The 18,557-nt window shown below is 72.7% G+C and carries 16 protein-coding genes; 4 read left to right on the top strand and 12 right to left on the bottom strand.

The genetic code is table 11. The features are described 5' to 3' along the window. Positions 1–44: 44 nt before the first annotated feature. From DY240_RS19080 to DY240_RS19070, 3 genes are all read right to left on the bottom strand, one after another. The gene (locus DY240_RS19080; RefSeq protein WP_199701787.1) at positions 45–473 is read right to left on the bottom strand and encodes a CBS domain-containing protein; all 429 of its coding nucleotides are present in this window, start codon (positions 471–473) and stop codon (positions 45–47) included. A gap of 65 nt (positions 474–538) precedes the next feature. Beyond that, complete coding sequence (locus DY240_RS19075; protein ID WP_147375402.1) at positions 539–3,499, bottom strand: alpha/beta hydrolase; 2,961 nt, start codon at positions 3,497–3,499, stop codon at positions 539–541. Between the two features lie 88 nt (positions 3,500–3,587). Then, positions 3,588–4,163: a TetR family transcriptional regulator gene (locus DY240_RS19070; protein ID WP_199701781.1), complete on the bottom strand. Its 576-nt coding sequence runs from the start codon at positions 4,161–4,163 to the stop codon at positions 3,588–3,590. A gap of 89 nt (positions 4,164–4,252) precedes the next feature. Between DY240_RS19070 and DY240_RS19065 the strand changes: the two genes are divergently transcribed. Next, positions 4,253–5,122, top strand: a complete 870-nt coding sequence (locus DY240_RS19065) for an SDR family NAD(P)-dependent oxidoreductase (protein ID WP_119661424.1) — start codon at positions 4,253–4,255, stop codon at positions 5,120–5,122. 18 nt (positions 5,123–5,140) lie between these two features. Here DY240_RS19065 and DY240_RS19060 read toward each other — a convergent pair whose 3' ends face one another. Together DY240_RS19060 and DY240_RS19050 are read right to left on the bottom strand one after the other, a co-directional pair. After that, positions 5,141–5,719: a Uma2 family endonuclease gene (locus tag DY240_RS19060; protein WP_119661423.1), complete on the bottom strand. Its 579-nt coding sequence runs from the start codon at positions 5,717–5,719 to the stop codon at positions 5,141–5,143. 489 nt (positions 5,720–6,208) lie between these two features. After that, a complete protein-coding gene (locus tag DY240_RS19050; protein WP_119661421.1) occupies positions 6,209–7,174 on the bottom strand; it encodes a ketose-bisphosphate aldolase in 966 nt (321 codons plus the stop codon). Positions 7,175–7,230: 56 nt separating this feature from the next. Between DY240_RS19050 and DY240_RS19045 the strand changes: the two genes are divergently transcribed. Further along, positions 7,231–8,283, top strand: a complete 1,053-nt coding sequence (locus tag DY240_RS19045) for a LacI family DNA-binding transcriptional regulator (protein ID WP_158602908.1) — start codon at positions 7,231–7,233, stop codon at positions 8,281–8,283. A gap of 17 nt (positions 8,284–8,300) precedes the next feature. On the opposite strand, the gene DY240_RS19040 is transcribed toward DY240_RS19045, so the two are convergent. From DY240_RS19040 to DY240_RS19020, 5 genes are read right to left on the bottom strand one after another with little or no spacing between them, the layout of a single operon-like run. Further along, positions 8,301–8,945, bottom strand: coding sequence for a class II aldolase/adducin family protein (locus DY240_RS19040; protein ID WP_119661419.1), 645 nt, complete (start codon positions 8,943–8,945; stop codon positions 8,301–8,303). After that, the gene (locus tag DY240_RS19035; RefSeq protein ID WP_119661418.1) at positions 8,942–10,420 is read right to left on the bottom strand and encodes an FGGY-family carbohydrate kinase; all 1,479 of its coding nucleotides are present in this window, start codon (positions 10,418–10,420) and stop codon (positions 8,942–8,944) included. The genes DY240_RS19040 and DY240_RS19035 overlap by 4 nt, the downstream gene beginning before the upstream one ends. Beyond that, a complete protein-coding gene (locus DY240_RS19030; RefSeq protein ID WP_119661417.1) occupies positions 10,417–11,253 on the bottom strand; it encodes a carbohydrate ABC transporter permease in 837 nt (278 codons plus the stop codon). Before DY240_RS19030 ends, DY240_RS19035 begins: the two co-directional genes overlap by 4 nt. Next, positions 11,250–12,212 carry a carbohydrate ABC transporter permease gene (locus tag DY240_RS19025; protein WP_119661416.1) on the bottom strand — a complete coding sequence of 321 codons (963 nt, stop codon included), beginning with the start codon at positions 12,210–12,212 and terminating at the stop codon, positions 11,250–11,252. Before DY240_RS19025 ends, DY240_RS19030 begins: the two co-directional genes overlap by 4 nt. Beyond that, positions 12,212–13,570 (bottom strand): ABC transporter substrate-binding protein, encoded by a 1,359-nt coding sequence (locus DY240_RS19020; protein ID WP_119661415.1) that lies wholly within the window; start codon positions 13,568–13,570, stop codon positions 12,212–12,214. The genes DY240_RS19025 and DY240_RS19020 overlap by 1 nt, the downstream gene beginning before the upstream one ends. Before the next feature lie 464 nt (positions 13,571–14,034). Between DY240_RS19020 and DY240_RS33410 the strand changes: the two genes are divergently transcribed. After that, positions 14,035–14,190 carry a hypothetical protein gene (locus DY240_RS33410; RefSeq protein ID WP_233552795.1) on the top strand — a complete coding sequence of 52 codons (156 nt, stop codon included), beginning with the start codon at positions 14,035–14,037 and terminating at the stop codon, positions 14,188–14,190. Positions 14,191–14,362: 172 nt separating this feature from the next. On the opposite strand, the gene DY240_RS19015 is transcribed toward DY240_RS33410, so the two are convergent. Together DY240_RS19015 and DY240_RS19010 are read right to left on the bottom strand one after the other, a co-directional pair. Further along, positions 14,363–15,283: carbohydrate kinase family protein (locus DY240_RS19015; RefSeq protein ID WP_147375403.1), on the bottom strand; the 921-nt coding region annotated here is incomplete at its 3' end. Continuing rightward, positions 15,280–16,332 carry a LacI family DNA-binding transcriptional regulator gene (locus tag DY240_RS19010; RefSeq protein WP_119661414.1) on the bottom strand — a complete coding sequence of 351 codons (1,053 nt, stop codon included), beginning with the start codon at positions 16,330–16,332 and terminating at the stop codon, positions 15,280–15,282. The genes DY240_RS19010 and DY240_RS19015, both read right to left, overlap by 4 nt. Before the next feature lie 258 nt (positions 16,333–16,590). Here DY240_RS19010 and DY240_RS19005 point away from each other — a divergent pair, with 258 nt between their 5' ends. Next, positions 16,591–18,525: a glycoside hydrolase family 32 protein gene (locus DY240_RS19005; RefSeq protein ID WP_199701779.1), complete on the top strand. Its 1,935-nt coding sequence runs from the start codon at positions 16,591–16,593 to the stop codon at positions 18,523–18,525. Positions 18,526–18,557: the final 32 nt, after the last annotated feature.

The raw sequence follows: 18,557 nt of genomic DNA, 5'->3' as shown, positions 1-18,557 counted from the left end.
CCGGGCCGCGCGACGCGGCCCGGGCGCCCGTTGTCTCCGTGCGGTCAGGTGTTGGGCGGCGCCGCGCTGATGTCGGCCAGCGCCGACCGCGAGTCCTCGGTGATCGCGAGGTCGCCGATCGACACCATCCCGACCGGGCGTTTCTGGTCGTCGACCACGGGGACGCGACGCACGGCCGCCTCCCGCAGCATCTGGACGACGTCGTCGACGGACGTGTCGGGCCGGGCGGTGACGAGATCGCCGCTGCTGCACACGTCGCCGAGGTGGGCATCGAGGTCGCCGTTCTCGGCGACGACGCGGACGACGAGGTCGCGGTCGGTCACCACGCCGCACAGCTCGTCGCCGTCGACGACCAGCACGTCGCCGATGTCGTGGTCGCGCATCTCGGCCGCCGCCTGGCGTACGGATGCGTCCATCGGCAGCGTCACCACCTCGGTCGTCATGACGTCGCCCACGGTTCGCGCACTGGCCATGGTTCCTCCTTCGGGGTCGGTCTCTCCGGGCCGTTACCCAGGCGCGGCGGCACCAACCCGTGTGGTCAGCCCGAGCTCCCGCGCGGCGCCGACGTGACGACCAGCTGGCCGGTGGCGGTCAGGCCGGTGCCGGCCCCGACGCCGGTGACGGCGAGGTAGCGGCCGTCCACCTCCGCTGGGACGGCGACGGTGTGCGCGACGCTCCCAGCGGCGTCCGCGACGACGTCGACCGGCGCCATGGACCCGACGGTGATCCTCACCGTCTCCCCGGCCCGGAAGCCCGCCGCCGTGACGAACGCGTCGGCCCCGGCCCGGACGACGCCGCGGGCGCCGATGCGCGTCCCGGCCCGCACCCGGGCGAGTTCCTCGCACGCCGAGCCGGGCGTCCCGTACGAGGCCAGCGGCGCCGCACCATCGAGAACGCCGTCGTCCTCGCGCAGCCAGGTGAAGCCGATGGACCGGCGGCCCATGACGGCGCCGGACGTGTTGACGACGCTGGCCTTGACCTGGGTTCCGGCGCTCGCACTCGGCGCGTCGTCGCCCTGCCGGGACGCCGCGACGACCGCGCACGTCTCCCCCGGGGCGAACGTGACCTTCCGCATCGTGGCGCCGGCCCGGCTGGTGGCCGACCCGAGCACCGACACGTAGCCGGTCACCGGTACCGACGACGGCGCGTCGAGGTAGACGGCGACCTCGGTGGTACCCGGCCCGTCGCCCTCGTCGGTGTTCGGCGCGTAGACGTCGATGGTGCGCCAGGTGCGCGACCGGGCCCGGCCGACCGCCGAGTTCTCGAACGCCAGGTCGGAGACGTACGCCGCCCCGGCCGGGGTGCCGTCCGAACCGGCGGCCCCGGCGAATCGGACCTCGGTCAGGACGGTGACGTCCAGACCGGCGGCGGCCAGGTCGGCGATCGGCACGTCGACCTGCTGCAGCACCAGCTTCTTCAGCGTGCTCGCGGCCGCTTCGGCGGCCGACGTCGGCATCCGCACCAGCGCGTACGGGTTCAGCGCCGAGACCGGCGCCGACCAGCTCGCGCCCGCGCCGTCGGCGACCGACACGACCAGCTCGGTGCCCACCTGCACGGTCTCGTCGGCCGCGAGCTTCACCGAGAGCCGCTCGAACCGGCTCGCGTCCCGCTGCGCCGCCGGGACGGCGACGGCGAGTCCGTCACCGGGCGCGCTCCAGGTCAGCCGGGTCAGCGGCGTGGCGGGGACGTTGCCGCCGTTGGACGCCGGGGTCCAGTGCGGCGCCACCGCGCTCGGCGTCGACGCACACGGCGGCAGCGACGGCGGCACCGTCCGGCCGCTGAGGCTGGCGCACACCGTCGCCGTACTCCCGCCCACCGTCGTCACCAGCGGCGACGTCTCCTCGAACGACACCACCGTCGACCGCGAGCCGGCCGGCGCTGTCGACACGCTGCGCACGTCGGCGCCGCCGAGCGCGGCCGGCACCGCGCCGGAGCCGTCGAACATCGGCAGGAACTGCTCCTCGCCGCCCATCGTCAGCCGGAACCACGCCGACATGTACGCGGTGCCGACGTCGTACTGCTCGGCGGGGGTCAGCCGGATCGAGGTGTCCGCGACCGACGGGTCGGTGCCGCAGGTCGGCTCGACCCGCCGGGCCGCGCTCCCCCAGTCGTCGCTGACGCTGAACGAGAACAGCCCGGGCGTCCAGACGGTGTTGAAGAAGTTGTGGTTCGCGCCCATCACCCACACGCCGCTGCGCAGCGCGTCGTCGTCGAAGGCGTAACGGGAGTCGTCCAGCAGGTGCTGACCCTGCTGGTTCGAGACGTCGCCGTCGCAGTACGGCAGGATCACGTTCATCGGGACGTCCGGCACGGTCATGCGGCCGAAGTCGACCGGGGCGAGCGGCAGGATCGACTCGATCGCCCACGGCTGCTCCAGCGCCTGGTTGAGCACGGCCGCCGAGGTGACGCCCTCGCCGCCGCGCGAGTGCCCCATCAGCCCGATGCTGCTCAGATCGAAGCGGCCGCGCAGGTCGGCGGCGGTGACGGTGTCGAGCGGGCCGACCCCGCCGGGGAAGGCGTCGGCACGCGCGGCGAGGGCTGCGGTCCCCGCCGCGAGAGCCTGGTTCAGGGTGACCTCCCGGCCGGTCCACGCGTCGTCGTAGGCGACCCGCCGGCCCCGGGTGGCGCGGTCGAGCATCGTCAGCGTGTCGAGGATCAGCTGGCCGCGGGCCTGGGCGCCCTGGTCGGCGGCGAGCTGGTTGTCGTTGGCGTTGACGGCGTTGGCCGAGATCGACACGACCGCATAGCCGTGGCTGGCCAGTGCGCGGGCGGTGCCGTCGTACCCCAGGTAGCTGGGGATGGACAGCCGCGCCGGCTGCGCGTCCGGCGACGGCGCGCACGGCCAGCGGTTCGGGTTGGCCTCGCCGGGCCCGTAGCAGGAGCCGTGCCGGCCGTGCAGCAGGATCACCGTCGGCCGGGCGCCGCCGGTCGTCGGCAGGTAGAGCTTGCCCTCCAGCTCGCCGCGGATGCCGCCGATCGCGGCGAGCGGGACGGCCTGGTCGCCGAAGGCGTAGATCGACTCCGTCCAGTCGTACGGCCCCGGTTCCAGGGGGTTGGCGGCGAGCTGCTCGAGGCCGGCCGCGGGCACCTCCGTGGCAGGGCTCGCCTCCGCGGCGCCCGCCGCGGCCGTCGTCGACTCACTCGACCAGCCGGGCACGACGGTCTCGGCCTCGGCGACCGCGGCGTCGGCCGTGAACACCGTCAGCGAGCGGCCGTCGCCGGACTCCGTGGCCAGGCCGATCGGCTCGCCGTCGACGACGATGGTCGGGGCGTCGCCGCGGATCGGCAGCGCCGCGTCGAGTTCGACGGTGACCTGGTAGCCGCCGGGCGCGCGCTCGACGGACCAGTTCGGGCCGGCCGCGACCTCGGCGGCGGCGAGCTCCTCGGGCGGCGCCGGTGCCGCACCGGCGGGAGACGGAACGATCAGCGCGGCGAGCAGCGCGGACGACAGCACGGCTGTCGCGGCCGGGACGATCACCCGGCGAGCGGAATTGCCCACAGATGGCTCCTCAGGGGTTGGGGAGCCACAGTGTGTGCGGCGAACCTTTCCGCCCGGTTTCCGCTCGTTCGCGGTGATATTTCCACGGTCAGGCGGCGAGCAGTGCGGCGACGGCGCGGACGACGACCTCGCGGCGGCGCTCGCGGCCGACGTCGTCCACGACGGTGTCGTACTCGGGGGTGTTCGAGCTCCAGAACCCGGACAGGTGCAGGACCAGGCCGAGCAGCTCCTCCGGCGTGAAGGTCGACGGCAGCACGCCGGCGGCCTGCGCGTCGGCGATGGCCGCGGCCTTCGCCGCATTGCTCCGCAGCACGATCTCCAGCGGCCGCGCACCGGCGCGTTCCAGCCGGTACCAGGTGGCCAGCCGCTGCACCCACGGCCGCTGCTCGTAGGAGTCGAAGAGCCGGCCGGCGTACTCGGGCAGGTCGTGGGCGTCGATCGGGACGGCGTCGAGCGTGGCCCGGCACAGGTCGTCGAAGACCGCGTCGAACAGGCCGTCCTTGCTGCCGAAGTAGTGGTAGATCTGCGCCTTGTTACTGGCCGCGGCGGCCGCGATGCGGTCGACCCGGGCGCCCGCGATGCCGACGGCGGCGAACTCGTCGCGCGCGGCATCCAGCAGCCGGCGGCGGGTCCGCTCGGCGTCGCGCGGCATCGGGGTCGTCATGGTGACCGAGCTTACCAACGAGTTAGTTGACAACCGCCAGGCGGAAGGAGTCCACTGGTATCAACTAATCAGTTAGTTAGGAGTCGACCATGTCCACCTTCCTCGTCACCGGCGCCTCCCGCGGCCTGGGCCGCGCGATCGTCACCGCCGCACTGGACGCCGGCCACCAGGTGGTCGCGGGGGTGCGCGACGTCCGCGCGCTCGACGACCTCGCCGGCGACCACGGCGGCCGCCTGGTCATCGTCCCGCTCGACGTCACCGACCGCGCCGCCGCGGACCGGGCCGTCCGCACCGTCGTCGACCGGTTCGGCCGGTTGGACGTGCTGGTCAACAACGCCGGCTACGCCAACGTCAGCAGCATCGAGGACGTCGACCCGGCGGACTTCCGGGCGCAGGTCGAGACCAACCTGTTCGGTGTCGTCAACCTCACCCAGGCGGCCCTCCCGGTGCTCCGGCGGCAACACGCAGGACACGTCGTGCAGGTATCGTCCGTCGGCGGCCGGATGGCGACGCCGGGCCTGGGCGCGTACCAGACCTCGAAGTGGGCCGTCGGCGGGTTCTCGTCCGTGCTGGCCGCGGAGGTCGCCCCGCTCGGCATCAAGGTCACCGTGCTCGAGCCGGGCGGCATGCGCACCGACTGGGCCGGCTCGTCGATGCGCATCGACCCCGTGCGGCCCGAGTACGCCGGCACCGTCGGCGCCAGCGCCGCGATGCGCGAGCGCGGCGCGACCATGGCCAGCGACCCGGCCAAGGTCGCCCAGCTGGTGCTGCGCGTCGTCGCGATGGACGAGCCGCCGCTGCGGCTGCTGGCCGGGCCGGACGCCTACCGCTACGGCACCGCCGCCGGCCGGGCCCTTCTCGAGTCCGACGAGCGGCACCGCGACCTCAGCGAGTCCACGGCCGCCGACGACGCGACGTCCGAGCAGCTCGACCCGCTGGGCACGGCCGTGCGCTCCTGACCCCCCGTCCCGGCGGAATCAGAGCCGGTCGATCTCGGTGAGGTCGATGTCGACGTCGAACGGCACCTCGACTCGAAGATGCCCGTGGTGGCTTCCGGCCGGGAGGTAGGCACGGGTGAGCGGGTCCAGCTCGTAGACGTGGACGACGGGCTTGCCGCCGACGTTCTCGACCAGCCAGAAGTACCCGATGCCGGCCTCGGCGTACAGCTGCGGCTTGCGCACGCGGTCGCGCGCCTCGGAGTCCGGCGAGATCACCTCTACGGCCAGCACGACGTCCTCGGCCCGGTACGTGGTGAGGTCCATGCCGCCGGCCGCGGCGGCCTTGATGACCAGGACGTCCGGCTCGGGACGCTGCTGGCGGCCCAGCGTGACCGTCATCTCCCGGCGGACGCGCAGCGACGCCGGCGCCTGCTGGCGCAGCCGATGCTCGAGGCAGGAGATCACCAGGGCATGGAATGTGCTCTGCGGGCTGACGAAGACGAGACTCCCGTCGATCAGCTCGGTGTGCGGAGGAAGGTCCGGGAGCCGGTCGAGATCGTCAGCCGTGAAGCCGCCCGGTGGCGGCCGGAGCCAGTCGGGCACCGGTGCAGCGCTCATGTCTTCCTCTGCTCCATCGGGAAGGTCGCCCGGCATCATCAAGTATGGCGCAGCTTCGTCGCGGCCGTCATGTCGACGCCGGGCGCGACGGTGCCCCGCCCCTCACGCTCGAGGGACGGGGCACCGCGGTGAGCGGCCCGGCTCATCCTGTTCGCCTGTTCGGAGGCGCCGGGTGGTGCCTTCAAGACGGTCGACAGCCTGGTCGTCGACCGTCTGCCGGACGGCACCCGAGTCGAGCGGTTCACGCCGGTCCAGGCCGAACGGACGCCGTACCACGTGGACGAGCCGTCGCTCGGTACACCGCCGCGCAGCAGGCCGGACGGCACCATCCCGTCCTCCTCGCGCGCGACACCACGCGCCGCGAACGTTCCGGATCTCCGACATCAGCGACCAGACCATCCGACTGGCCATCGACTCGCTCGAGGTCCCCGGCGAGGTCGAGGCCGACGGTGTCGGCCGCGCCGCGACGTGGACGCGGCGCTCTTGACATCAGAGGCGATACAGTGGCGCCTGGCCGGCCTGGCCGAACAGCGCCATCCGCTCCTCGAGCAGCCGCTGGGCCGACGCCCGGCCCGCGGCCAGGTAGACCGCGGGGTCCACGGATGCGGGGTCGGCGGCGAGGGCCTCGCGGACGCCGGCGGTGAAGGCGAGGTAGTGGTCCATCCCCTGGTTGATCTTGCGGATGCCGAGCTTCGTGGCCCGGACCTTCTCCTCGTCCGGCACGCCCCACGACTCCGGCACCCGCCCACCGGCGGCGTTCACCCGCGAGCGCAGCCCGTCCGGCAGCGACGACGACCCGTGGAGGACGAGGTGGGTGCCCGGCACGAGCGCGGCGATCTCGGCGACGAGGTCCAGGCGCAGCACCGAGCCGTCCGGCGGCGAATCGAACTTGTACGCGCCGTGCGACGTGCCGATCGCGACGGCGAGCGCGTCGACGCCGGTCGCCGTGACGAACGACGCTGCCTGGGCGGGGTCGGCCAGCACGATCTCCGCCCGCGCCGTCCCGTCCTTCGACCCGCCGATCGTCCCGAGCTCCCCCTCGACGGAGACCCCGCGCTCGTGCGCGTACTCGGCCACGCGCCGCGTCACCTCGACGTTCGCGGCGAACGATGCCGGCCGTCCGGCGGCGTCCAGCGACCCGTCGATCATCACGCTGGTGAACCCCGCCTCGATCGCCCGCACGCACGTCTCGAACGACGGCCCGTGGTCCAGGTGCAGTGCGACCGGCACCTCCGGGTACTCGTCGATCAGCCGCAGCAGCAGGGGCCAGAAGGCCGCATCCGACGCGTGCGGATGAGCGCCGGCGAGGGTCTCGACGATGACCGGCGACTCCGTCGCGCGGGCGGCGTCGAGCACCGCCTGCGCCATGGTGAGGTCGGCGACGTTGAAGGCGCCCACGCCGAATCCGGCGCCGGCGGCGACGTCGAGCAGGGTACGGTTCGTGACGAGCGTCATGGCAGCTCCGGATGGTCATGCGTGCGGGGGTTCGCGGGAGGAGACGGGGAGGCGCAGTGGAGGGTTCGCATGTGACGGCGGCCGGGGGACGCACGGTGCGTCTGGCCGACATCGCGACCCGCGCCGGCGTGTCCGTCAAGACGGTGTCGCGGGTCATCAACGCCGAGCCGCACGTGGCCGCCGCCACCCGGCAGGCGGTCGAGGCCGCCATCGAGGAGCTCGGCGCCGGCGGCGACACCCGGCCGCGGGGCCGCAAGCGGCGCACCGGTGTCGTCGGGCTGATCTTTCCCGACGTCCGCAACGACTACTTCGCCGCGGTCAGCCGGGCGCTGCAGGAGCGCCTGGCCACGGTCAGCCCCACCCTGGTGTCCAGTGACTCCGACGACGACCTGCACATCGAGGAGGAGATCCTGCAGGCCTTCCGCCGGCTCGAGGTCGACGGCCTGGTGATCTTCCCGACCGGCGCCCCGAGCCTGCCCGAGTTCGCCCGGCAGATCCCGACCGTCGTCGTCGACCGGACGGTGCCGTCGGTGCGCGGGCTGGTCGACCACGTGCTGCCCGACAGCCGCCGGGCGGCGGAGTCGCTGACCCTGCACATGGTCGAGCAGCACCACGTGCAGCGGGTCTGCCTCGTGGCCGGCAACCTCGGAGTGTCGACGCTGCGCAACCGGCACACCGCCTTCCACCGGGTGGTCGGCCGCACCGGCACCGAGAACCACGTGCTGGCCGGCCTGACCACCGCCGAGGAGGCCGAGACCGCGGCGTACGCGCTGTTCCGCACGCTGGAGCCGCCGTTCGGGGTGCTGGCGACGAACAGCCTGATGTTCTGGGGCGTGCTGTCGGCGGCGGTCCGGCTCGGGCTGAAGATCCCGTCGGACATCGTGCTGACGACGTTCGACCAGATCCCCGGGGTGGGCACGACGGGCATCGTGCCGACCAACGCGGTGGCACCGGCGACGACGCTGGCCGCCCGGGTCGTCCAGCTGCTCACCGAACGGATCAACAACCCCGGCCTGCCACCGCGGCTGCTCGAGATCGACTACGACATCGCCTATGGCACCACCTGCGGCTGCATCCCGCTCGACGCCGCCCGCAACGTGCTCGGCTGAGGCTGACCGCGCACGCCTCACAGCGCGTGCGTGATGCCGAGGGAGGCGTAGTCCAGCACGATCGGGTCGGACGTGATCGCGCGGGCGTGCGTGAGCACCTTCGCGGCGCTCTCGACGGCGACCGTCGTCTTGAACGCGTCGCGCAGGTTAGGCCCGACGGTGAGCAGCCCGTGGTTGGCCCAGACGACGGCGTTGCGGTCCTCCAGGTACGAAGCCATCTGGACGCCGAACTCGGTGGAGTTGCTCAGCGCGAACGGCATGACCGGCACGTCGCCCTTGGTGTAGATCACCATGTTGACCAGCGCGCCGCGGATCGGCTCGCCCAGGACGCCGAACACGTTGGCGAAGGTCGGCTCGGTGTGCACGATCGCCTGCACGTCCGGCCGCGCCGCGTAGACGGCGAGGTGCACCGTCACCTCCGACGACGGCTGCAGCCGGCCGTCGACGACGTTGGCGTCCTCGTCGACGACGACGAGGTCGGCCGGCGTCATCTTGTCGTATTCGAGGTCGGTCGGGGTGATGAGGAACGTCTCGGTGCCGGGGATGCGGATGCTGATGTTGCCTTGTGTGTTGAAGTTCAGGCCCAGTGCGACCGACTCCAGGCAGTAGGCGAGCACGCTCTCCCGGGCGGCCTGCAGGTCGAACGTGTCGAGCGTGGTCATGCGATCTCCTCGAGAGCGGTGAACGAATCGTTGACGGTCCGCAGCAGCGGGTAGAGGCTGCCGAAGGTCTCGCGCTGGCGGGTGTACCAGGCGGCGTACTCGGGTTCGGGCCGGGCGTCGTGCAGGACGGGGGGCGCCGGCAGCGCGCCGATCCCGTCGTGGACGCCGACGCCGGCGGCGGCCAGGAGGGCGGCGCCGCGGGTGGACGCCTCCTTGGTGACGGCGCGCAGCCGCAGGCCGGCGGCGTCGGCCCGGGCCTGCAGCGCGCTGGGGTTGGCCGAGCCGCCGCCGGCCGCGTACACGTCGGTGCCGGCGATGCCGCGCTCGGCCAGCGCGGCCCGGATCTTCGCCAGCTCGTAGCCCGAGGCCTCCACGAACGCCCGCGCGACCTGCGCCGTCGTCGTCTCCAGGGTGAGGCCGAGCAGCGCGCCGCGGGCCCGCGGATCGTTGTCGAGCGTGCCGGACCCGGCGAGGTACGGCAGCACCAGCAGCGCCGGGGGCGGTGTCGACGTCAGGTCGAACAGCGACGCCCACGGGTCGACGCGGTCGTGGTGCACCAGCGACGCGAACCAGTCCAGCGCCCACCCGCCCGCGGCGGTCCCGGCCAGCGTCACCCACAGGTCCGGCCCGACGGGGTACGTCGCCAGGCCGGTCCCGAGCAGCCGCGACGGCCGTGCGGACGTGCCCACGGTGAGGCAGTCGCTGGAGCCGAAGGAGAACACCGACCGCTCCCCCGCCCGCCCACCGCCACCGAGGAACGCGGCGGCCTGGTCGTGCACCCCGGCGACGAGCGGAGTGCCCGGACGCAGCCCGGTCGCCGCGGCCGCGTCCGCCGTCACCGCGCCGATCACCGTCCCGGCCGGGACCGGCTCGGACAGCAGCGCCGCCGGGACGTCCAGCGCGCCGAGGATCTCGTCCGACCAGCGCCCGGCGCCGACGTCGTACGCGCCGGTCCGCGCCGCCATCGTCAGGTCGATCGCCGGGGCCGCGCCGAACCAGCCGGCCACGTGGTCGTCGATCGTCCGCACCGCCGCCGGGAGCGCGCCGCCGGGCAGCAGCTCGCGGATCTTGTGCACCGAGAACATCGGGTGCAACGGCTGGCCGGTGAGCCGCTGCACGTGCTCGTCGCCGAGCGCGGCCGCCAGCTTCTCCGCCGACGCCGCGCCGCGCTGATCCATGCTCAGCGGCGCCGGCCCGAGCGCGGCGCCGTCCGGCCCGACCGGCACGATCGCCTCGCCGAGCGTCGAGAACGACAGCGCCTCGACCGGGTCGGCGATGACGGCCGGGTCCGCGACGATCTCGCCGACCAGCCGGACCACGGCGGCCCGGACGGCGTCGGCGTCGATCTCCGCCCGGCCGTGCGCCGGACGGACGACCGCCGTGCGCTGCGAGCGCGCCGCGAGCTCGTGCCCATCCGCGTCGTACGCCGCGACCCGCGACCCGGTGGTGCCGAGGTCGATGCCCAGGAAGCTCACTTGACCGACCCCGCCAGCCCGTTGACCAGGTAGCGCTGCACCGACAGGTACACCACCACGATCGGCACGGAGATCAGCACCAACACGGCGAACAGCGCGCCCGGCTGGCTCAGGTAGATGCCGCGGTAGGCCAGCGGGACCAGCGTGAGCGGCTTGAGGTCGTTGTCGCCGATCGCGACGAGCGGCAGCAGGAAGTCGTTCCAGCTCATCATCAGCTGCCACACGACGACGACCGCGGCGGCCGCCTTGCCGAGCGGGAAGTAGATGCGCCAGAAGATCGTCCACGTCGACGAGCCGTCCACCAGCGCCGCCTCGTACGTCTCGTCCGGGATGGCGAGGTAGGTGGTGCGGATCATGATGACGGCGAACGGCAGTCCCAGCGCGGTGTAGGCGAGGACGAGGCCGAGCAGGTTGTCGTACAGCCCGAGGCCCTGCAAGATCTTGAACATCGCCGTCACGACGCCGGCCATCGGCAGTACCAGCGCCAGGATCAGCCCGACGAACACGACGCCTTTGAACGGCACCCGCAGCCGGGCCAGCGCGAACGCCGTCATCGACCCGAGCAGCAGCACCAGCACGATCGACGGCACCGACACCAGCAGGCTGTTGAGCAGGTGCCGGGCGATCGGGTTGGTCTCGAAGATCGTCACGTAGTTGCGCAGCGTCGGCTCCTCGGGCACCAGCCCGAGCCCGGTCGTCGACGGGTTGGACGTCGGCAGCAGCGAGATGCCGATGACCATGACGACGGGGATCATCCACAGCACCGCGAGCGGGCCGAGCACCCAGTGCGCCCAGCGCGGCGGCGCGTCCACGTCGCGTATGCGGCGCCTCATGAGCGGTCTCCCGTGATGAAGCCGGAGCCGAACGTGCGCAGCATCGCCAGCGACGAGCCGACCGCGACGACCAGCAGGACGACCGCGATGGTGGCGCCGTAGCCGAACGACTGCAGCTGGAACGCCTGCTTGAACAGGTACGTCGGCATCAACTCCGACGCGTGGTTGGGCCCACCCTCGGTGAGCACCCAGACCAGCTCGAAGGTCTTCAGCGAGCCGATGATGCCGAGCAGCAGCAGCGCCAGGTGGGTCGGCTTGAGCAGCGGCAGCACGATGCGGCGGATCAGCTGCCAGCCGGTCGCGCCGTCGATGCGGGCGGCCTCGACGACGCTGTGGTCGACCAGCTGCAGCCCGGCGAGGTAGAAGAGCATCGAGAAGCCCGTCCACATCCAGACGTTGACCACGATCACCGCGAAGATCGCCGTCGACGGGTCGGACAGGTACGAGCGCGTCAGCAGGTCGATCCCGGTGGCCCGGCCGAGCTGGGCGAGCACGCCGTTGAACGGGTCCAGCAGCCGCTGCCACACGATGCCGACGACCACCGGCGACAGCACCGCCGGCAGGAAGAACAGCGTCCGGTACACCGTCCGGCCGCGCAGCCGGGTGTTCAGCAGCCACGCCAGCGCGAACCCGAGCGCCGCCTGCGGGACGATCGTCAGCACGATCCAGAACGCCGAGTTCCGCAGCGTCGTGTGGAACGTCGGGTCGGCGAACAGGTCGCGGTAGTTGTCCAGGCCCACGGGGGTGCCGGCGCTGACGCCGTCCCAGTCGAGCAGGCTGGACTGGACGTTGAAGACGATCGGGTAGACCACGAAGGTGGCGAACAGCACGACCGCCGGGGCGATGAAGCCCAGCGCGACCAGCCGTTCGCGGGTGAACCTGCGTGCCGGGCGGCGTGGGCCGGCCCCGGCGGCCCGGGTGTTCCGGGCCGCCGGGACGAGCGACGTCGAGGCGGTCATCAGCCCTGCTGGTCCTGCACGGCTTGGACCGACTCGGCGGCCTGCTGCGGGGTGAGCTGACCGGCGGCGACGCCGGCGAGCGCGTCGGCGACGGCGGTGTCGATCTCCGGGCTCTCGAAGTACCGCGACCACTGCACCTTCGGCATCCAGTCCTGGGTGAGCTGGTTCCAGATCTGCTCCTGCTTGTCGCTGGTGAACTCCTCCGGGTTCAGGCCGGTCACCGCGGGCAGGTCGTTGAACGTGTTGATCAGCACCTGGCCGCCGTCGCCGGCGATCCAGTCGGTGAGCACCTCGCAGGCGAGGTCCGGGTCGGCCGCGTCGGCGGAGATGCCCAGCGCGACGTCGATGCCGCCGACCAGCTGCGACTCGGGCGCGCCGCCGGGCAGTGTCGGGAAGAGGAACGGCTCGTAGCCGGACATGCCCTCGGACAGCGGCGCGATCTCCGTCTTCGACGGGTCCGACTGCTGGATCCACCAGGCGCCGAGCGGGATCATCGCCGCGTTGCCCGCCTCGAACTGGTTGACGCCGTTCGGGTACGAGTCCAGCGCGAGCGCGCCGTCCTGGGCGATGCCCTCGGTGAACAGCCTGCTCCAGTAGTCGAACGCCTCGACGATGCGAGGGTCGGTCCAGGGCACCTCGCCGTTCTCCGCCTGGTAGACGCGGCCCGGCTCGAGGTTGTTGGCGATCTGCAGGAACACGACGTTGCGCAGCCAGGCGTCCTTCGCCGGCAGCAGGAACGGCGCGGCGTCGCCGGCGTCGCCGAGCGTGGCGACAGCCGCCTTCAGGTCGTCCCAGGTGGCCGGCGGCTCGATCCCGGCGGCGTCGAGCAGCTCCGAGTTCGCCCACAGGTTCACCGTCTGCACCAGCAGGGGCAGCGCGTAGTAGTGCTCGTCGCCGTCGGGGTTGCCCATGCGGGCCTGCTCGAGGCCGACCGGGTGGAACCTGCTCTCCCAGTCGTCGCCCCAGGTGTCGGCCGCGCACTGCTCGAGCGGCATCAGCTTCTCGCGGTACTGCTGGGTCAGCGCACCCGGCTGCAGGCCGATGATGTCCGGCATGGTGCCCGACGACGCTCGCGTCTGCAGGTCGACGACGTACTCCGGGTAGTTGAAGATCGTCGCGTCGATCGTGACGTCCGGGTTCGCCTCGGTGAACGAGTCGATCATCTGCCGCGTGGTCTGCTCGATCGGGCTCCACGAACGGAACGTGACGGTCTGCTCGTCCCCGTCACCGCCGGCGGGCTCCTCGGGGTCGGCGCTGCCGGCGCAGGCGGCCAGCGCGGCGGCGCCCAGGCAGAGCGCCAGGCCCGCCTGGATGCGGCGGCGGGCCGCCAGGCGGCGGGCCGTGGGTGGGAGCGTCATTGCTTCCGTCCTCTCTGTGGATCGGCGCTGGGGGCTGAGCGGGTTGGCCGCCAGTAGAGGACGGGTCGCTGACCAGTGTCAACGTCGCCACCCAGCGCCCGGCACGACGTCCACGGCGGTGTCGGCCGATGGTCCGGCGGCCCGGGCGGACAGGTCGTGTCCGCTGTCGCGCCGGCCGTTGTCCGGTCGTTGACACGGCGGCGCTCCGTGTCAGACACGGCCGGCCCCGCACGCTGCGGCAGGTGGCGCACGCGGGTGCGGCGACGGGCCGCTGACACGCCGCGCCGGGGTCGCCGTCCGGGACCGGCCCCGCGCCAGCGTCGCACCGGCGGCCGGCGCACGACAGCCCGGTTACGATTTCGTTAACGTGAGCCGTCTCTCACCATGCGAGACGCCAACCTCCCGGCGCCAGCCAAGTTGATCTTGGAGTTGTTCGGCCATCTATCGGGCATTTCGGACGGTATTTGCCGAAGAACTCCAAGATCAACTTTCTGCGGCGCGACGAGGCGCGACGAGGCGCGGCGCGGTGCGAGCGGAGTTCGAGCGGGCGGCCGCGGCTGACCCGCAACGACCGCGAGCGCCGGCTGCTGCTCGACCGCGCCCGCCGGCTCGCGCCGTGATCAGGGGCCCGCGGACCGGCTGACGGCGTCGAGCTCGTCGCGGGTGGGCGGGTTGGCGCCGGCCCGCGACACGGTGACGGCGGCGGCCAGCGTGGCCCGGCGCACGACCCGCTCGACGACCTCGGCGGGGACGTCGCGCAGCCGCGGCCGGGCGGCGCCGCCGAGCAGGTCNGCTGACGGCGTCGAGCTCGTCGCGGGTGGGCGGGTTGGCGCCGGCCCGCGACACGGTGACGGCGGCGGCCAGCGTGGCCCGGCGCACGACCCGCTCGACGACCTCGGCGGGGACGTCGCGCAGCCGCGGCCGGGCGGCGCCGCCGAGCAGGTCGGCGTCCCACAGGCCGTCGAGCAGCCCGGCCGTGAAGGAGTCACCGGCACCCACGGTGTCGGCGACGGCGACGGGTGCGGCCGGCACGCGCACCTCGCCGCCGCGCGTGACGGCGACCGCGCCGGCGCCGCCCAGGGTGACGACGACCAGCGCCGGGCCGAGCCGCAGCCAGTCGCGCGCCACGTCGACCGGGTCGCGGCCCGGCGCGAGGAAGGCGGTGTCCTGGTCGCTGGCCTTGACGACATCGCTGCCGGCGATGAGCCGCTCGACCCGTCCGCGCAGCTCGCCGGCCGGGCCCATGAGCGCCGGCCGGATGTTGGGGTCGTAGCTGACCGTACTGCCAGGCCGGAGGTCGCCGAGCAGCCGTTCGACCGCCGCCGCTCCCGGCGCGACCGTCGTCGCCAGCGAGCCGGTGTGCACCACCAGCGGTGCCTCCGGCAGCGCGACCGGCCCGAGCTCCCAGGTCAGGTCGAACCGGTAGTCGGCCGATCCGTCGGCCCCGAGTCTCGCGATGGCCGACGACGTCCGCGCGGCGGCGCCCTGCGTGCGGACCTCGACGCCCGCGGAGGCCAGGTGCGCCCGGATCGCGTCGCCGTCGGGGTCGGCGCCCAGCTCGGTGACCAGCGCGGTCCGCCGGCCGAGCCGCCCGAGCCCGTAGGCGACGTTCGCCGGGCTGCCGCCGGGGTGACGGGTCTGCGAGCCGTCGCGCTCGACGATGACGTCGGTGAGCGCCTCGCCCACCACGACGGCGCCGCCGACCGCGGTCATGGGCGCCCCGGCGGAATCTCGCCCGAACCGCGCAGCACGGTCGTCGTCGGCAGCAGGATGCGCCGCGGCCGGCCGCGTTCGCCGTCGAGCCGCTCGAACAGCAGCTCCGCGGCGGCCCGGCCCATGGCGGCGGGGTCCTGCGCGATGACGCTGACCCGCGGCTTGAGCAGGTCGGCCATCGGGAAGTCGTCGAAGCCGAACAGCGCGACGCGCTGCTCCAGCCCGAGGTCCTGCAGTGCTGTGATGGCGCCGATGGTGACCAGGTTCTGGCTGGCGAACAGCGCCGTCGGCGCGTCCTCGGACCGCAGCAGCGCCGTGGTGGCGCGGGCGGCGTCGTCGACGGTGTGGAGGTCGTGGACGACGTGCGCGGGGTCCAACGGCAGCCCGCGCTCCAGCAGGCCCCGCTGGTAGCCGGCGAAGCGCTGCTGAGCGGTCGGGATGATGGCGAGGTCGCCGAGGTAAGCGATGCGGCGGTGCCCGGCCTCGGCGAGCCGGTGCACGGCGTCGCGCGCGCCGGCCTCGTTGTCGGAGAGCACGCAGTCGGCGAGCAGGCCCTGCGGCTGGCGGTCGACGAACACCAGCGGCGTGCCGGCCTCCATCTCCGCCCGCAGGTAGCCCTGGTCCTCGCCGACCGGCGCGATGATGAGGCCGTCGACCCGGCGCTCGGTGAAGGCGCGCACCAGCGCCCGCTCGCGCTGCTGGTCCTCGTCGACGCTGCCGGCGAGGATGAGCACGCGCTTCTCGTTCGCGACGTCCTCGACGGCCCGCAGGAGGGCGCTGGAGAACGGGTTGGCGAGGTCCTCGAGCACGGTGCCGATGGCGGCCGTGCGCCGGCTCGACCGGCGCAGCGCGCTGGCCGACACGTTCGGCCGGTAGTCGAGCCGGCTGATGGCCAGCCGGACCGCGTCGACCTTCTGCGGCGTGACGCCGCCCTCGCCGTTGACCACCCGCGACACCGTCTTCATGCTGACGCCGGCCATGGCGGCGACGTCGCGCAGCGTCGCTCGCGGCCGGTACGGCGTGGTCACCGGATCGGCGTGTTCGGTCATGGACCCCCTCCGATCGTCACAGTACCGGCACGGGCCGCTCCGCCTCCACGCCACCTTTGACAACATTGTCACGCCGTCTTGCCGGGCCGCATCATCACCCCGTAACACCGCAGAAAGCAAGTATTGACACACACGCCGCGAGCCCCCAGACTCCCCTGACAAGGTTGTCAGACGCCCGTCGCGGCGACCTTCATCTCCGCTTTCACACGATCACTGGCAAGGGAGCTGGGACGTATGCGCAGGAGAACACGGTCCGCTGTGGCGACGCTCGCCGCAGTCGTCGGCATCGCAGGGGTGATGGTGCAGTCCGGCTCGGCCGGCACACCGCAGGACTACCCGGAGTTCCCCTACCCCATCACCAACTACCAGGAGGACAACCGCGGGCAGTTCCACTTCAGCTCCCGCGGCGGCTGGATCAACGACGTCAACGCGCCGCTGTACTACGACGGCGTCTACCACCTGTATTTCCAGCACAACCCGCACGGCCTGCAGTGGGACACCATGCACTGGGGCCACGCGACGAGCACCGACCTCGTGCACTGGAAGCAGCAGGCGATCGCGCTGGAGCCCGGCGTCCACCCCGGCAACCTGTTCTCCGGCGGCGGCGTCGTCGACACCCGGAACGTCAGCGGCCTCAAGGACGGCGACGAGGACCCCATCATCGTCTACTCGGGCACCGACGGCGTCACGGTGTTCTACTCCACCGACGGCGGCTACACGTTCCAGACCTACGACGGCGGCAACCCGGTCGTGAAGCCGCAGGGCACCAGCCGCGACCCCAAGGTCTTCTGGGACGAGGAGGCCGGCCATTGGGGCATGGTCGTCTGGTCCGACCACGGCGGCAACGGCGTCGACTTCTACACGTCGGACGACCTGCTCGACTGGACGTTCGCCTCGCGGTTCCAGGCCGGCTGGCTGTTCGAGTGCCCCGACTTCGTGCCGATGCCGCTCGACGGCGACCCGTCGAACGTGCAGTGGGTGCTCAGCGACGCCAGCGGCGAGTACGTCGTCGGCGACTTCGACGGCACGACGTTCACCACCGACTGGACCGAGCCGCAGCGGTTCAACCAGGGGCAGAGCCAGTTCGGCGGCTCGTACTACGCCGGCCTGACGTTCATGAACATGCCCGACGACCGCGTGGTCTCGATGGCCTGGCAGCCCGGCAACTCCGGCACCATCTGGACCGGCAACCTGACGTTCCCGGTGGAGATGACGCTGACGACCGTGGACGGCGCGCCACGGGTGCTGAGCACGCCGATCGAGGAGATCGAGACGCTGCGGACGTCGACGCAGACCTGGAAGGCGCGCATGCTCGACGCGCAACGCGCCCGCGACCTGCTGGCCGGCGTCGAGGCCGACACCTACGAGATCGAGGCCGAGTTCGACGTCTCCGGGCGCGGCGAGTCCCGGTTCGGCTTCCGGCTCGGCACGGCCGAGGACGGCTGGTACGACTACGAGGTCGCCTACGACACCGCCTCCGAGACGCTGGACGGCGTGCCGCTCAGCCCGGTGGACGACCGGGTGAGGCTGCGGCTGCTGGTCGACCGCGGCCAACTGGAGATCTTCGGCAACGACGGCCGGCTCTACCGCAGCCTCAACGTCAACTTCGACAGCATGCCCGGCGACGACACCGTCGAGCTCTTCGTCAACGGCCGGGTGCGGCTGGAGAGCCTCACCATTCACCAGCTCGGCTCGATCTGGGGCGGTGAGTCGACGCTGCGCAGCAACCTGGACGGCAAGTGGTACGCCGACTCCGGCGCCTGGGCCGACGTCCCCGGCGGGAAGCAGGGCACCAGCGGCGGCGACGCGTTCTACCTCAACACCGCGTCCGGCGCCGACTTCACCTACGAGGCCGACGTCCGGCTGGACTCCGGCGTCGCCGCGGCCATCACGTTCCGCTCCAACCGCGACGCCAGCCGCCACTACACGGCCAACGTCGACGCGCACGCCAACGTGATCAAGCTCTGGCGGCCGGGCCGTGACATCGCGACCTACCCGCTCGACGTCGAGTACGGGCGCACCTATCACCTGAAAGTGGTGGCCGAGGGTCCGCGGATCCGGATATACCTCGACGACGCCGCGGAGCCGGTCATCGACGCCGTCGACGACACCATCGCCGGCGGCCAGTTCGGCCTCAACGTCTACAACGGCACCGCCGTCATCCAGAACGTCCAGGTCGGGCCCGTGCCGTGACCGTCAGCACCCACGAACAGAAGGAACCCACC

Source organism: Jiangella rhizosphaerae, from assembly GCF_003579925.1.
Classification (GTDB): Bacteria; Actinomycetota; Actinomycetes; order Jiangellales; family Jiangellaceae; genus Jiangella; species Jiangella rhizosphaerae.
This window is presented reverse-complemented; position numbering and strand designations above follow the sequence as displayed.

Bases quoted from the DNA above. Each gene is read 5' to 3' on its own strand.
- DY240_RS19040 (WP_119661419.1), bottom strand. From the start codon at position 8,945: ATGACCACGCTCGACACGTTCGACCTGCAGGCCGCCCGGGAGAGCGTG.
- DY240_RS19025 (WP_119661416.1), bottom strand. From the start codon at position 12,212: ATGACCGCCTCGACGTCGCTCGTCCCGGCGGCCCGGAACACCCGGGCC.
- DY240_RS19065 (WP_119661424.1), top strand. From the start codon at position 4,253: ATGTCCACCTTCCTCGTCACCGGCGCCTCCCGCGGCCTGGGCCGCGCG.
- DY240_RS19070 (WP_199701781.1), bottom strand. From the start codon at position 4,163: ATGACGACCCCGATGCCGCGCGACGCCGAGCGGACCCGCCGCCGGCTG.
- DY240_RS19010 (WP_119661414.1), bottom strand. From the start codon at position 16,332: ATGACCGAACACGCCGATCCGGTGACCACGCCGTACCGGCCGCGAGCG.
- DY240_RS19050 (WP_119661421.1), bottom strand. From the start codon at position 7,174: ATGACGCTCGTCACGAACCGTACCCTGCTCGACGTCGCCGCCGGCGCC.
- DY240_RS19020 (WP_119661415.1), bottom strand. From the start codon at position 13,570: ATGACGCTCCCACCCACGGCCCGCCGCCTGGCGGCCCGCCGCCGCATC.
- DY240_RS19060 (WP_119661423.1), bottom strand. From the start codon at position 5,719: ATGAGCGCTGCACCGGTGCCCGACTGGCTCCGGCCGCCACCGGGCGGC.
- DY240_RS19030 (WP_119661417.1), bottom strand. From the start codon at position 11,253: ATGAGGCGCCGCATACGCGACGTGGACGCGCCGCCGCGCTGGGCGCAC.
- DY240_RS19080 (WP_199701787.1), bottom strand. From the start codon at position 473: ATGGCCAGTGCGCGAACCGTGGGCGACGTCATGACGACCGAGGTGGTG.